The sequence below is a fragment of the Novosphingobium sp. 63-713 genome, assembly GCF_001898925.1.
Classification (GTDB): domain Bacteria; phylum Pseudomonadota; class Alphaproteobacteria; order Sphingomonadales; family Sphingomonadaceae; genus Novosphingobium.
Window position 1 is genome coordinate 633,450 of the sequence record NZ_MKVS01000005.1, and the last position, 14,087, is coordinate 647,536.

At 65.8% G+C, this 14,087-nt stretch carries 12 protein-coding genes and 1 riboswitch; of the genes, 3 read left to right on the forward strand and 9 right to left on the reverse strand.

Annotated features, from left to right (window positions below):
• Positions 1-43: 43 nt before the first annotated feature.
• Genes BGP00_RS03605 through BGP00_RS03615 form a run of 3 tightly spaced genes read left to right on the forward strand, consistent with a single transcriptional unit; the run spans position 44 to position 5,955 of the window.
• The gene (locus BGP00_RS03605; protein ID WP_292921978.1) at positions 44-2,344 is read left to right on the forward strand and encodes an alpha-N-acetylglucosaminidase; all 2,301 of its coding nucleotides are present in this window, start codon (positions 44-46) and stop codon (positions 2,342-2,344) included.
• Positions 2,341-3,462 (forward strand): heparan-alpha-glucosaminide N-acetyltransferase domain-containing protein, encoded by a 1,122-nt coding sequence (locus BGP00_RS03610; protein ID WP_292921979.1) that lies wholly within the window; start codon positions 2,341-2,343, stop codon positions 3,460-3,462. The genes BGP00_RS03605 and BGP00_RS03610 overlap by 4 nt, the downstream gene beginning before the upstream one ends.
• A gap of 15 nt (positions 3,463-3,477) precedes the next feature.
• Positions 3,478-5,955: a glycosyl hydrolase 115 family protein gene (locus tag BGP00_RS03615; protein WP_292921980.1), complete on the forward strand. Its 2,478-nt coding sequence runs from the start codon at positions 3,478-3,480 to the stop codon at positions 5,953-5,955.
• A 44-nt stretch (positions 5,956-5,999) separates the two neighbouring features.
• On the opposite strand, the gene BGP00_RS03620 is transcribed toward BGP00_RS03615, so the two are convergent.
• Genes BGP00_RS03620 through BGP00_RS03660 form a run of 9 tightly spaced genes read right to left on the reverse strand, consistent with a single transcriptional unit; the run spans position 6,000 to position 13,666 of the window.
• The gene (locus BGP00_RS03620) at positions 6,000-7,142 is read right to left on the reverse strand and encodes a CehA/McbA family metallohydrolase (RefSeq protein ID WP_292921981.1); all 1,143 of its coding nucleotides are present in this window, start codon (positions 7,140-7,142) and stop codon (positions 6,000-6,002) included.
• 40 nt (positions 7,143-7,182) lie between these two features.
• Positions 7,183-7,683, reverse strand: coding sequence for a bifunctional adenosylcobinamide kinase/adenosylcobinamide-phosphate guanylyltransferase (gene cobU / locus BGP00_RS03625; RefSeq protein WP_292921994.1), 501 nt, complete (start codon positions 7,681-7,683; stop codon positions 7,183-7,185).
• A gap of 5 nt (positions 7,684-7,688) precedes the next feature.
• Complete coding sequence (locus BGP00_RS03630) at positions 7,689-9,140, reverse strand: cobyric acid synthase (RefSeq protein WP_292921982.1); 1,452 nt, start codon at positions 9,138-9,140, stop codon at positions 7,689-7,691.
• Positions 9,128-10,039, reverse strand: a complete 912-nt coding sequence (gene cbiB / locus BGP00_RS03635) for an adenosylcobinamide-phosphate synthase CbiB (RefSeq protein WP_292921983.1) — start codon at positions 10,037-10,039, stop codon at positions 9,128-9,130. The genes BGP00_RS03630 and cbiB overlap by 13 nt, the downstream gene beginning before the upstream one ends.
• The gene (locus tag BGP00_RS03640) at positions 10,032-10,985 is read right to left on the reverse strand and encodes an aminotransferase class I/II-fold pyridoxal phosphate-dependent enzyme (protein ID WP_292921984.1); all 954 of its coding nucleotides are present in this window, start codon (positions 10,983-10,985) and stop codon (positions 10,032-10,034) included. Before BGP00_RS03640 ends, cbiB begins: the two co-directional genes overlap by 8 nt.
• The gene (locus BGP00_RS03645; protein WP_292921985.1) at positions 10,982-11,683 is read right to left on the reverse strand and encodes an adenosylcobinamide-GDP ribazoletransferase; all 702 of its coding nucleotides are present in this window, start codon (positions 11,681-11,683) and stop codon (positions 10,982-10,984) included. Before BGP00_RS03645 ends, BGP00_RS03640 begins: the two co-directional genes overlap by 4 nt.
• Entirely contained in the window at positions 11,680-12,213 is a 534-nt protein-coding gene (locus tag BGP00_RS03650; RefSeq protein WP_292921986.1) for a histidine phosphatase family protein, read from the reverse strand. Before BGP00_RS03650 ends, BGP00_RS03645 begins: the two co-directional genes overlap by 4 nt.
• A gap of 17 nt (positions 12,214-12,230) precedes the next feature.
• Entirely contained in the window at positions 12,231-13,262 is a 1,032-nt protein-coding gene (gene cobT, locus BGP00_RS03655) for a nicotinate-nucleotide--dimethylbenzimidazole phosphoribosyltransferase (RefSeq protein WP_292921987.1), read from the reverse strand.
• Positions 13,259-13,666, reverse strand: a complete 408-nt coding sequence (locus tag BGP00_RS03660) for a DUF1636 domain-containing protein (RefSeq protein ID WP_292921988.1) — start codon at positions 13,664-13,666, stop codon at positions 13,259-13,261. Before BGP00_RS03660 ends, cobT begins: the two co-directional genes overlap by 4 nt.
• A gap of 171 nt (positions 13,667-13,837) precedes the next feature.
• Positions 13,838-14,028, reverse strand: a riboswitch (cobalamin riboswitch).
• Positions 14,029-14,087: the final 59 nt, after the last annotated feature.

Genomic DNA, 14,087 nt, shown 5'->3' on the forward strand with positions numbered 1-14,087 from the left:
TTGCCCGCTTGTCCTGCCCGCCTGCACGGAAGAAAACCCCCGTATGTCGATCCTGCAACCTTTGCGCCTGCACCCTTTGCTGATGTCCAGCCTTGCCGTGGCGCTGGCGTTAGGCGGCGCGGCTCAGGCTGCCGACAGCCCCGAAGTGGCCGCCGCGCGGGCCGCCATCGCGCGCATGGGGGTTCGCGCGCAGCGGGTTGATCTGTCCATCCGCCCCGCCGCCCATCCCACCTATCGCGTGCGCATCCGCCATGGCGCGATTGCGGCCAGCGGCTCCTCGCCCATCGCGCTGGTGCATGGCGTGGCGCAGGCGCTGGAGGCCAAGGGCAAGCTGCATTTAAGCTGGGAAGGCCGCCGCGCCGCGCCCCTGTCGCGCGCCGACAATTTCGACAGCGGCGAAGTTTCCTCCCCCTTCGACCTGCGCGCCTATCTCAACACCTGCACCTATGGCTATACCACGCCATGGTGGAACTGGGCCCGGTGGAGCAGCGAGATCGACTGGATGGCAGCGCATGGCGTCGATACGCCGCTGGCCATGGAGGGGCAGGAATATGTCTGGCGCGCGCTCTGGCGCGAGGAAGGCATGGATGAGGCCGCCATCGGCCAAAGCCTGTCCGCCGCGCCCTTTTTGCCGTGGCAACGGATGGGCAATATCGCGGGCTATCGCGCGCCGCTCTCGCCCGGCTGGATCGAAAAGAAGCATCAGCTTCAGATCCGGATCCTCGCCCGGATGCGCAGCCTTGGCATGAAGCCGGTGCTGCCCGCCTTTGCCGGCTATGTGCCGGAAGGGTTTGCCAAGGCCCATCCCAAGGCGCGGATCTACACAATGCGCAGTTGGGAAGGTTTCCCGCCGACCTATTGGCTCGACCCGTCCGATCCGCTTTTCGCCCGTCTGGCCAAGCGTTTCATCGAGATTTACAACGCCACTTATGGTGCGGGCGATTATTACCTTGCCGATGCGTTCAACGAAATGGTCCCCCCGATTGCCGAGGACGGATCGGATGCGGCCAACGCGCAATATGGCGATGCCATCGCCAACACCGCCGCCGCCAATACCCAGGCCGAAAAGGTCGCCGCCCTGCCGCCTGCGGTGCGCGATGCGCGTCTGGCCGCTTATGGCGAGAAGCTCTATCACTCGATCACCGCCGCCGCGCCCAACGCGACATGGGTGATGCAGGGCTGGCTGTTCGGCGCGGACAAGGCGTTCTGGACGCCCGATGCGGTGCGCGCTTTCCTGTCAAAGGTGCCGGATGAAAAGATGCTGGTGCTCGACATCGGCAATGACCGCTATCCCGGCATCTGGCAGCAGACGCAGGCCTTTTACGGCAAGCAATGGGTTTACGGCTATGTCCATAATTATGGCGGCAGCAACCCGGCCTATGGCGATCTTGGCTTCTATAAAACCGACATGGCCGCCGCGCTGAACCATCCGGGCAAGGGCCATATGGCGGGCTTTGGCCTGTTTCCCGAAGGGCTGCATTCGAACAGCATCGTCTATGCCTATGCCCATGATCTGGCATGGGGGCCAAAGCGTGATCTGGGGGAATGGCTCAAAACCTATACCGCCGCGCGCTATGGCAGCACCTCGCCCGCGCTGGTTTCGGCATGGCAGGGGGCGATTTCGGGCGCCTATCAGACCCGCTACTGGACCCCGCGCTGGTGGAACCAGATGGCGGGTGCCTATCTCTTCTTCAAACGCCCCAGCCTGAGCGGCGCGGATTATCCCGCCGCGCCGGGCGATCCTGCGGCGCTGCGCCGGGGCATCGAGGCGATGCTGGCCGCCGCGCCAGCGCATCCTTCGGCCCTGTTCGCCAAGGATATTGTCGATCTCACCCGCCATTATGCCAGCATGAGGCTGGATGACCGGCTCAAGGCCGCGCTGGCCGCCTATAAGGCGGGCGATGTGGCGGGCGGCGACAAAGCGCGCGCGCAAATCTCCGATCTGGCCCGCAAGATCGACACGCTGGCCGCCAATCAGCAGGAAACGCTTGCCTCCTGGGTGAAAGACGCCCGCGCCTATGGCGACACGCCGCAGGAAAAAGCCGATTACGCGACGCAAGCCAAGGCCATCGTCACCATCTGGGGCGGGACGGGCCATCTGTCCGATTATGCCTCGCGGGCATGGTCGGGACTTTATGCCGACTATTATCTGCCGCGCTGGCAAATGATGCTGGAGGATGCACGCGCCGCCGCTCTGGCGCATCGGCCTCTGGATGAAGCCGCCGCCATCGCCCGCATCCGCGCCTGGGAAGAACAATGGGTGGCCAATGGCAAGGATTACGCCCATGCCGCGCCCACCGATCCCGTCCGCGCCGCCGCGCAAATGCTGAAAGAATTGCCGTGAGTGAACCCGTTAAGGCCCAGCGCTTCGTCTCGCTTGATGTATTTCGCGGGGGCACGATCTTTCTGATGATCCTGGTCAACACGGCGGGCCCCGGCGCGCGGGCCTATGAGCAGCTGATCCATGCCAAATGGATCGGCTTCACGCTGGCCGATCTGATCTTTCCCACCTTCCTCTTTGCCATGGGCAATGCGATGAGCTTTGCCATGCGCAGGCCACTGCCCGCCGCGCCCTATCTGGCGCGTCTGCTGCGGCGCGGGGCGATCATCTTTGCGCTGGGCTTCCTGATGTACTGGTTTCCCTTTGTGCGGCATGGCGATGCTGGCTGGGATCTGATCCCCTTTGCGCAGACCCGCGTGCCGGGCGTGCTGCAAAGGCTGGCTTTGTGCTATGTTTTGGCGGGCGTCATCGTGCGCTGGGCGGACTGGCGGGTGGTGCTGGGGGCCTGCGTGGCGCTCTTGCTGGGCTATTGGGCCATATTGCTGCATTTCGGCGTGCCGGGCGATGTCTATGGAAAGATGGGCAACGCGGGGACCCGGTTTGACATGTGGCTGCTCTCACCGGGGCATCTGTATAAAAAGGATGGCGGGTTTGATCCCGAAGGTTTCCTCGGCACGCTGCCTGCGGTGGTCAATGTGCTCGCGGGCTATCTGGCCGGATTGCTGGTCCAGCGGGGCGGCGATCTGCGCGATGCCTTGCGCGTGATGCTGGTGGCGGGCCTTGCCTGTATGGCCGCCGCCCATGCGTGGGAGCCCTGGTTCCCCATCGCCAAGAAGCTGTGGACCAGCCCCTTTGTCCTGCTGACCACGGGGCTTGATCTGCTGCTGCTGGGCTGGACGATCTGGATCATCGAATTGCGCGGCAAGCAGGGGGGCGTCCGCTTCTTCACCATTCTGGGGCGCAATCCGCTGGCGATCTATCTGTTTTCCGAAATGTTCGTCACGGTGCTCAACATGGTGCCGCTGGGCGAGGACGGGGTTTACGATTGGGTCGGCATCCGCCTGTTTCAGGCCGTGGCTCCGGGCGCCTTAGGCTCGCTGCTCTGCGCGCTGGCCTATACGATGGTGTGCTGGGCCGTGGGCTGGTGGATGGACCGCAAAGGCTTGATCCTGAAAGCATAAGGCCGGGAGAGTATCATGAAATTTGCCAAAACCGCCCTGCTGGCCGCCGCCCTATGCGCGACCAGCCTTTCGGGCCATGCCTATGCCGGGGATGACGGGATCATCCGCTTTGCCCCGACGAAGGACGCCTTCGCGCTGGCCGATCATGGCCGCATCGCCCCCATCATCGTCGCGCCGGGCGAGACGATGGCCGTGCGCCATGCCGCGCAGGATCTCGCCCGCGACATGGCGCAGGTGACGGGGCAGACCCCGCGCCTGCTCTCCGAAGCCGCGCCTGCCCCCGCGGCGATCATCATCGGCACGCTGGGGCAAAGCCCGATCATCGATGCCATAATCAAAAAGGGCACGATCAAGCCCGAAGCGCTGGCGGGCAAATGGGAAAGTTTCCTGATCCTCTCGGTCAAAAACCCCCTGCCCGGCGTGCCCCGCGCGTTGGTGGTGGTGGGCAGCGACCGGCGCGGCACGGCCTTTGGCGCCTATGAAGTCTCGCGCGCGATGGGCGTCAATCCGTGGAGCTGGTGGGCCGATCTGGCCCCGCGCCATCACGATGCGCTCTATGCCGCACCAGGCCTGCATCATTTCGGCCCGCCCTCGGTGCGCTATCGCGGCATCTTCGTGAATGACGAGGATTGGGGCCTGTTCCCTTGGGCGGCGCAGTCTTTCGACCCGGAATACAAGAATATCGGCCCCAAGACCTATGCCCGCATCTTTGAACTGATGCTGCGGCTGAAAGCCAACACGCTCTGGCCCGCGATGCACAAGACCACGGCGGCTTTCAATTCCGACCCCGCCAATGCGAAACTCGCCGATGATTACGGCATCATCATGGGCTCGTCTCATTCCGAGGTGATGCTGCGCAACAATGTGGGCGAATGGAAGGATGCGCCCGAAGCCTTCAACTATGCCGCCAATCCCGAAAAGATCCGCCTCTATTGGGAGGAGCGGGTGCAAAAGAACGGGGCCTATGAAAACCTGTGGACCATCGGCATGCGCGGTCTGCACGACACCGGCATGGTGGGCACCAGCACGATGGCCGAAAAGGTCGCGCTGCTCGACCGGATCATCAAGGACCAACGCGCCTTGCTCGACAAGCATGTGGCAGGCGGGGCGGAAAAGGCGGGGCAGATTTTCGTGCCCTACAAGGAGGTGCTCGACATCTACCGCTCGGGCCTGAAGGTGCCGGAGAATGTCTCCATCGTCTGGCCCGATGACAATTTCGGCTATATCCGCCAATTCCCCAGCAAGGCCGAGGCCCATCGTTCGGGCGGCGCGGGCGTCTATTACCATCTGTCCTATCTGGGCTATCCGCTCTCCTATCTCTGGCTTTCCACCACCCCGCCCGCGCTGGTCCGCGAGGAAATGACGCGCGCCTATGACAAGGGCGCGCGCAACATCTGGATCGTCAATGTGGGCGACATCAAGCCCGCCGAGATCGGCACGAGTCATTTCCTCGACATGGCATGGGACGTGGAGAAGCACCGGGGCGAAAGCCAGCAGGAATACCTGAAGAGCTGGCTGGGCGAGGCTTTCGGGGCGGAATTGGGCGCGAAGGCCGCCGCGCTGATGGATGAATATTTCCGCCTGAACTTTGCCCGCCGCCCCGAACATCTCGAATGGCCCGCCAAGGCTGAGGACCGCCACCTTTCCGATTTTTCCGTGCCCGAGGCGCATGACCGCCTGCGCCGCTGGCGCGCTCTGGCGGCGCAGGCCAAGGCCATGGCCGCGCAGGTTCCTGCCGACCGGCAGGATGCGTGGTTCGAACTGGTCGAATTTCCGATCCGGGCGGCGTCGGCCGCCAATATCCGCTATTTCGCGGCCGAATATTATGACGAAATGATCGAGGTGACGCCCGCCGAAGCCTATTCCGCAGGCGGCGCAATGGCATGGGCGGATGAGGAAATCACCGCGATCACCGAGCGCTATAACAATGGTATCGCGGGCGGCAAATGGCGCAACATCATGCCCGCCGAACCGGCCGATCCGCAATGGCGCATCTATCGCCCGCGCCCATTGGTCACGCCCGCCGCCTCGCTGCGCAGCGCGCCCGACCGCTTCTTTGCCCGCGTAGACGCGACAACGGCGCCGTCATCGCCGGTGCTGGAGGCCGAGGATGTGCCCGCCAAGGGCTGGCGCAAGGTGGAAGGCATGGGGCGCGGGCGCGGCGTGATGATCGCCGATGCGCAAGGCGCCCCGTGGTCGGCCGGCTTCACGCTGGCGCAGGGGCAAACCGGCGTCGCGCTGGGCATCCTGCCCATGTTTCCGGACGGAGACGCGCGCGAATTGAAGCTGGAGGTCACCATCGACGGCGGCGCCCCCATCGCCATCACCGTCCCGCGTCAGGTGGGCAGTGCGGGCTGGGTCGAGGGCGTTTTGAGCAATCAGTTGAAAGTGGCGGTGCCTGCCGCGCTTACCCTCGGCGCGCATCGCATTGCCGTTACCGCGCGCAGCGGCGGCATCGCGCTCGACCGGCTGATTTTCACCGCCGCGCCGTGATTGGTCGGCGGGCCGGATGGCGTATCCGGCCCGCAAAACCGCCATCAGAACGACGGATCGTAATTGAAATACACCGGGTTCGAGAGCGCCACCATTGTGTCGCTCCGGCCCGCCGCCATCGGCACAGCCGGATAATCGGCCTGCGGCCCGGTCACTTCCAATCGGTAATAGCTGCGTTTGCCCAAGGGCGGCGTGTCGGTGAAAGTGGCTTCCGGATCGCTGGCATTGACCGGCAAAGTGGTGAAAGTCTCGCCATTGCGCACAACGCGGACCTGATATTGCGCCCATGGAATCGTCGCATTGGACAGGCGGATGCGGAATGTCACCGGCTTGCCGTCGGCGCGCAGATTGTCGCCCATCATCGCGTCGATCTTTCCATCGCCATCCAGATCGGCATAGAATTCGACACGCGGATCGCGCGGATTGGCGCTGATCGAGCCATGGCCATGGGTCAGCGCATCGACCACGCCCTGCCGGTCGCGCTTGGCCGCATAGACCCAGGTGGTGGGCGTGCCGACATAATTGGCCATGCGCTCGCCGCTGAGCGGCCCGCGATCCTCCGGCTTGTCGGGCCAGCCATGGTGAGAATCGCTGCCTCCGCGCCCCGCAATCATCCGCCCGGATTTGAGCATGTCGTCCCACACCAGCAAGGCGGGCGGGTTCTTGGCCCAGTTCGAACTGTTCCAGACCTCGATCGAATCCACCATGTCGAAGGAAAAGCCATAGTGGTCCTTGTTCGTCGGATGGTTGGCCGACATATGCACGCCCAGCCTCTTGCGCAGGGGGATCAGTTTGACATCGCGCGCATCGCTCATGCTGCGCAAAAGTTTCTGGTCATAGGGATGCGAGGAAAAGACATTCACATGCCCGCGCTCGGTCGTCCATTCGGCGGCATAGAGCAGCACGATCCGATCCGAGCGCCATTCCGGATCGGCCCATGTATGATGCGCGGTGTCGCCATCGACATGGTTGTCATGATCGGTGATGCCCAGAAAGTCGAAACCCTCGTCCTCGGCAAAATGGATGATCTTGCCGACGGAATTGTTGGTCGTATCCTTGCTGTGGCGCGAATGGAGATGAAGGTCGCCCTTCATCCAAACGCCCGGTTCGAGCGGCGCCGAAACACCCTGTGCATGAGCGGTGGAAGCCAGCAGCATCGCGCCCAGCATGATATTCAATTTTCTCACAAAAACTCCCGAAGACAATGCGGGAATCCTTATGCCACAATCATGCGCCGGACTTGAGGAATAACGGCAATCCGGCGGCTACAAATACGACTTCATCCACCGTTTTCGCAAGGCGCTGGTTGAGCCATCCGGCCGCATCGCGAAAGCGCCGCGCCAGCGCATTGTCGGGCACGATGCCCAAGCCCACCTCATTGGCGATCAGCGCAATCGGCACGCGGCAATCGGCCACTGCTGCGCACAAGGCCTCGCCCGCCGCATCGCAATCCCGCTCCGCCAGGATCAGGTTCGACATCCAGAGCGTCAGGCAATCGACCAACACCGCCCCATGCTGCGCCGCAGCAATTGCCTCGGGCAGGTCCAGCGCGGCTTCGACCGTGCGCCAGCGCGGCCCCCGGTCGGCCTGATGCTGCGCGATCCTGTCGGCCATTTCCGGGTCGAACGCCTGCGCCGTGGCGATATAGGTCAAATCGCCCGCAAAACTCTCAATTCGAGCCTGCCCAAAGCGGCTCTTGCCCGAGCGCGCGCCGCCCAGAATCAACATCGACTTCACGCCGCCCCCCGCGCTAAAGCGATGAGCCCGTCCATATCCAGATGCTCCTCCAGCGCCGCGGCCACGGCATCAAGCGCCGCATCGACCCCGGCGGCATAATCGCCCCCATCCGACGCCGCCCCCAACCGCGCCAGCAAAGCCCCGCGCAGCGCCGTCGAGCCAAGCAGCCCGTGGCAATAGGTGCCCATCACCAGCCCATCGGCGCTGACCGCGCCATCCTCCTGCCCATCGTCAAATCGGGCAAAACTCCGCGCCGCGCCGCTGGTTTGCCCCATATGCATCTCATATCCGGCAAAACCCGCGCCCAGCGCCTCGCCCCGCACCTCGCGCAGCATCTTGCTCTCGCCCAGCACCGTGGCCACATCGAGCAGGCCCAGCCCTGCCGCCTCGCCGGGCGCACCCTCAATGCCCAAAGGATCGGCAATGCTGCGCCCAAGCATCTGATAACCACCGCAAATACCCAGCACCGCGCCGCCGCGCCGATGGTGGGCCAGAATATCAATGTCCCAGCCCTGCGCCCGGATCGCGGCCAGATCGGCCAAAGTCGCCTTCGATCCGGGCAGCACGATCAGCCCCGCCTCTGCCGGGATCGGCGTGCCGGGCGGGATCATCACCACCTCGACCCCGCTCTCCATCTTCAGCGGATCGAGATCGTCGAAATTGGCAATGCGCGGCAGGATAGGACAGGCCACGATCAGCCGGTCGCCCGCAATCCGCCGCCCCTTTTCCAGCACCACCGCATCCTCACTGGGCAGGCGCACCACATCGGCCAGCCAAGGCACCAGCCCGAAGCCGCGCCAACCGGAGCGCTGCTCAATGGCGGTATAACCATCGGCAAACAAAGCGGGATCGCCGCGAAACTTGTTGATGATAAAGCCATGGATCATCGCGGCATCCTGCGGATCAATCACCGCCCGCGTGCCCACCACCGAGGCAATCACCCCGCCCCGGTCAATATCGCCCACCAGCACCACCGGCACGCCTGCCGCGCGGGCAAAACCCATATTGGCAATGTCGCCCTCGCGCAGGTTGATTTCGGCGGGCGATCCCGCGCCCTCGACCACCACGATATCGCATTGGCCCTTTAACCGCGCAAAACTCTCCAGCACTTCGGGCAGCAGCCCCCGCCGCCCCTCGCGGAAATTGCCCGAACCCAGCGTGCCGCGCACTCGCCCATGCACCACCAGTTGCGATGTACGGTCGGCCTGAGGTTTGAGCAGCACCGGGTTCATATCGGTATGCAACGCCGCCCGCGCGGCCACCGCCTGCAGCGCCTGCGCCCGCCCGATCTCGCCGCCATCGACGGTGACGGCGGCATTGTTCGACATATTCTGCGGCTTGAAGGGCATGACGCGCAGGCCCCGATTGGCCAGCGCGCGGCAGATCCCGGCCACCAGCACCGATTTGCCGACATCCGAACCCGTGCCCTGCAACATTATCGCAGCCATAACGCCCCCACGACCACAAACACCATCACGCAGGCCCGCCGATAAATCGCCAAGGCCCGCCCCAGATCCTCCCAGCGCGCAGGCGGCCCATCGCCGATCCAGGCCTTGTCGCGCAAGACGCCGTCATAGCTGATCGGCCCGGCCAGACGCACGCCCAGCGCCCCCGCCATCGCTGCCTCCGGCCACCCCGCGTTGGGCGAGGCATGGCGGCGGCAATCGCGCCACATGATCCGCCATCCGCCGCCCATCAGACACAGCGCCGCGCCGGACAATCGCGCCGGGATCCAATTGGCCAGATCATCGGCACGCGCCGCCGCCCAGCCGAAATCACGCAAGTCCGGCTCCGGGTGACCGATCATACTGTCGGCCGTATTCAATGCCTTATAGGCCCACGCCCCCGGCAGGCCCAGCACCAACAACCAGAACAGCGGGGCCAGCACCCCATCGCAAAAGCTCTCGGCCAGACTTTCGATGGCGGCGCGCGCCACGCCATCTTCGTCCAGATCCGCCGTATCGCGCCCGACGATCATCCCCACCGCCCGCCGCGCCGTGCCCAGATCGCCCGCTCGCCAGACCGCGCGGACATGATCGTCCAGACTGCGCATCGCCAGCGCGGGCCATGCCATCGCCGCCACCAGCAGCCATCCCATAGGCCCCAACGACAGGGCGGCATATTGCAAGGCCCAGCCCCCGCCCCCCGCCACGATCAGCAGCAGCGCCACCGTGAACACGCCCGCCACGCGCCGCGCCGCAGCGCCGCCGCGATTGCCGATGCGCTCCGCCGCGTTGATGATCCGCGCAAACAAGCCCACCGGATGGCCCACCCGGCGATAGAGCCATCCCGGCCAGCCCAGTGCCGCCTCCAGCGCCATGGCCGTCAGGGCCACAGGATCAGCCATGACGTAAAGCTCCGGCCAATCTCACCCAATCCTCCTGCGCCGCCGGGATGCCCAGACGCAGCCAGTGCGGGTTATAATCAAACGGGCGGGTCAAAATGCGATGCTGCGCCAATCGGTCAAACAAGTCCTGCGCACCATCAATCAGGCGGAAATGCGGACATTCGCCCAGCACCTTGAACCCATGAGCCGCCAGCAATTCAGCCATCCGCCCCGCCCGCGCCGCCAGATCGCGGCGCGCCTGCGCGATCCATGGCGCATCGCGATAGGCCGCCACGCCCGCCGCCAAGGCCGCCGCCCCCAGCGGCCAGTCACCCAGAATGGAGCGCAGCATCGCCACCACCGGCCCCGCTCCCAGCACAAAGCCGAGGCGCAAACCGGCAAGGCCAAAGAATTTGCCAAAGGAGCGCAGCACGATCAGCCGGGGCCACGCGCCAACCCGCCCCGCCACCGAAACCTCCGGCGTGGCATCGGCAAAGGCCTCGTCCACCACCAGCCAGCCATCGCGCGCGGCCAGATCATCATGCCATGCATGCAGATCCCGCGTCGGGGTGATCCGCCCATCGGGATTGTTTGGATTGGCAAGCAAGAACGCCCGCGCACCGCCCGGCCCATCGCCCGCCTCGCCATCGGGAAAGGCCGCCGCATGGGTGCGATAGGCAGGCCAGCGATAGGAACCCGCTCCGATCCATTGCCCGATCAGGCGCAGCGCCATCTCGCTGCCCGGCACGGCGCAGCAATATTCGGGCGAGACGCCAAAATGCGCCGCCGCCGCCGCCTCCAGCGCGGTCAAAGCCTCACGTTCGGGCAGGCGTTGCCAGTCGGCCTCAATAGTGCCGGGCCATGGCGCGGGGTTGATCCCGGTAGACAGGTCGAGCCAATCCTCGCCACCGAAATGCCGCGCCGCCGCCGCCAATGCGCCGCCGTGATGGGTAAAACCGCCGATCATCGCGCGCAGACCATGGCGAGCAGCAGCGCGGCTTCGACCAGCTCGATCCCCGCGCCATGGCCATCGCCCGAAATGCCGCCGATCCGCCGCCTGATCCAAAGCGCCCATAGAGCGATGGCCGGAACAGCCATCACCAGCCAAGGCGCAAAGGGCAAGGCAAGAGCCAGCAAACCGCCCCAGACCGCCACATGCTGCCAGCCCACGCCATCGCGAAACAGCGTGCCCAACCCTTCATGCAGCGGGGGCAGGATCAGCGTCCAGACCAAAGGCCCGACCCGCGCGGCCCCAGCGACCGGCACCAGCCAGAGCACATCGCCAACATCATGGAGCAGCACCAGCTTGGCCAGCAATTGCATGACGATGGCCACCACGCCAAAACTGCCGATATGGGGGTCGGCCAGAACGGCCTTCAACCGCGCAGGATCCTTATGCGCCGCGCCCGCCGCATCGGCCATATCGCCCAACCCGTCGAGATGGAGCGCGCCCGTCATGCCCACCCAAGCCGCGAGGCCGCCCAGCGCGCCCAGCCACGGATCGACCCGCCCCAGCGCCCAGACTGCGCCCGCCACGCAGCCCCCCACCACCAGCCCGGCGGCGGGAAACCAGCGCATCGCTTTGGCGTAATCCGCCCGGTCCGCCTCCATCGCGGGCAGCGGCAGGCGCGTCATGAATTGCAGCGCGAGGATCAGATGTTTCACGCGATCAATTCCGTCACCTGCGCCCCGTCGCCCCACAGGCGCAGGCTGATCCGCGCGGCATAGGGCAAATGAAAAGCCCAGGTCTGGCGATAGGTCAGGCCCAGCAGCAGGCCCAGCGCCGCGCGCATCGGCCCGGCATGGGTGATGACCAGCGCGTCCTCCTCGATCACCAGCAGGGCCTGCGCGATGCGGCCCTGCATATCGCCCCAGCTTTCGCCGCCTGGGGGAGGATTGGCCTGCGGATCATCCCAGAACGGCGCAATGGCCCCGCCCAGTTCGGCCGGAGCGCAGCCCTCCCACGCGCCGAAATTCAACTCGCGCCAGCGGGGGTCGATGGTGAGCGCCAGCCCGCTATCCTGCGCGATCTCTTCGCCCGCCATCCGCGCGCGGGACAGGTCCGAGGCAATGAGGCAAGCCACCGCCAATCCCCGCGCTCGGGCGCGGCAGGCGATCAGACCCTCCGGCGTTGGCGCCACATCGCGATGGCCATGGAGGCGCCCTGCCCCCTCAACCGCGCCGTGGCGGATCAAGTGGAGCGCCCGCGCCTTCACAGCGCCCCGGCCAATTGGGGTCCGGCTACTTGGGCCTGCGCAAAGGTCGCCATGTCGGCATGGGCCGCCAGAGCGCTGCGCACCAGTTGTGCGGCCACCGCCGCCCCGCTGCCCTCGCCCAGACGCATGGCCAGATGCAGCAGCGGATCGAGGCCGAGATGGGCCAGCAGGCGGGCATGGCCCCCTTCGGCCGAGCAATGGGCCGCCATGCAATGGGCGGTGATGTCGGGCTCCGCCGCAGCGATGGGGGCGATCGAGGCGCAAGCGATAAAGCCATCGAGCAGCACCGGAATCCGCATTGCCCGCGCGGCCACAATGGCCCCCGCCATCGCCGCGATCTCACGCCCGCCCAACCGGCGCAGCGCCTCGAACGGATCGCGGATGTCGGCACCATGCAGCGCCAGAGCCTCATCCACCACAGCCACCTTGCGCGCGACGCCCGGCGCATCCAACCCCGTGCCGCGCCCGGCCCATTCGGCCCCGCCCCCGCCAAAAGCCTGTGCGCAAAGCGCGGCGGCGGGGGTGGTGTTGCCGATCCCCATCTCGCCCACAAACAGCAGGTCGGCCCGCGGATCGACCGCGCATGCCCCCGCGTTCAGGGCGGCCAGGCATTCCTCCTCGCTCATCGCCGGGGCCTGCGTGATGTCCTGCGTCGGGCGGTGGAGATCAAGCGGCACAATCGTCAGATGCGCCCCGCAGGCCCGCGCCAGAGCATTGATCGCCGCGCCGCCCTGACGGAAATTGCCCACCATCTGGGCCGTCACCTCGGGCGGATAGGCGCTGACGCCACGCGCCGCGATGCCGTGATTGCCGGCAAAGACAATGCCTTGCAGGTGATCGAGCGCGGGGATTTCGCGCCCGCTCCACCCGGCCATGAACAGGGCGATTTCCTCCAGACGGCCGAGCGATCCGGCGGGCTTGGTCAATTGCGCCTGACGCGCGGCGGCAGCGGCTATCGCCCCGGCATCGGCGGCGGGCAGGGACGAAAGCGCGGCGAGGAAATCCGTCGGGCTGGCAAACAGGGTCATGCGACGACAAATCCTTCAGGCGGGGTGCGGGTGATGAAATGGCCCTTCACGCCTGCGGGCCATTGGCGATAGGGCACCTGCCCATGCTCGCTGGCCGCATGAAGCGCGGCATAATCGAGGATCGCGCGGGCGGCCTCGCCATCGGCCGCGAAATCGCCCAGCACATAGCCGATCCGCCCCGGCGCGCGGATCTGCACCACGCAGTGCCGCTGACACGCGAACAGGCAAGGCATTTCCTCCACCCCGACCCCGGCCAGGGCCGGATCATCCTCTTGCGCCGCGCGCAAGGCATCGGCCAGCAAGGCGCCGCCGCGCCGCCTCTGCTCATCCTCGCGCACATCGGCCGAAACCCGGCATGTCGAACAGACCACCACGCATGGCCCTTGATCCACCGCGCGCAGCATTACCGGAAATCCGCAATATATTCGGGCATGGCTCTTCCCTCGACCAGACGTTCACGCCCCGCCCGATGCGCCCAAGGCGACATGCCGAAGCATCCCGCCCGGAACCCCTCCGGCAGAGCCACAATGTCGCTATCGAGGAAAACCCCGTCCGCGCCGCACACCCTGTCGGAGCGAAAAACGACGGCGTCAGGCAGGTCTCCTGGCTCGCGGGTCCATGCCGGTTCGGCCGCCTTCTCAAAGGGTTCCCCCCTCAATGGCATCGGGCCGATGGCTATCCGCTCACAGTTGCAGGGGCAGCCCGGGTCTTGAACCCGTGTTCCCTTTTGATCCCCTCGCGGGGAACCTGTCGCTTGGGGCCGTGGGTATCGGGCGCGGGGGCAAAGGTCAAGCCAAGCTCAAATTGAAAAGGGGCCGGAAATCT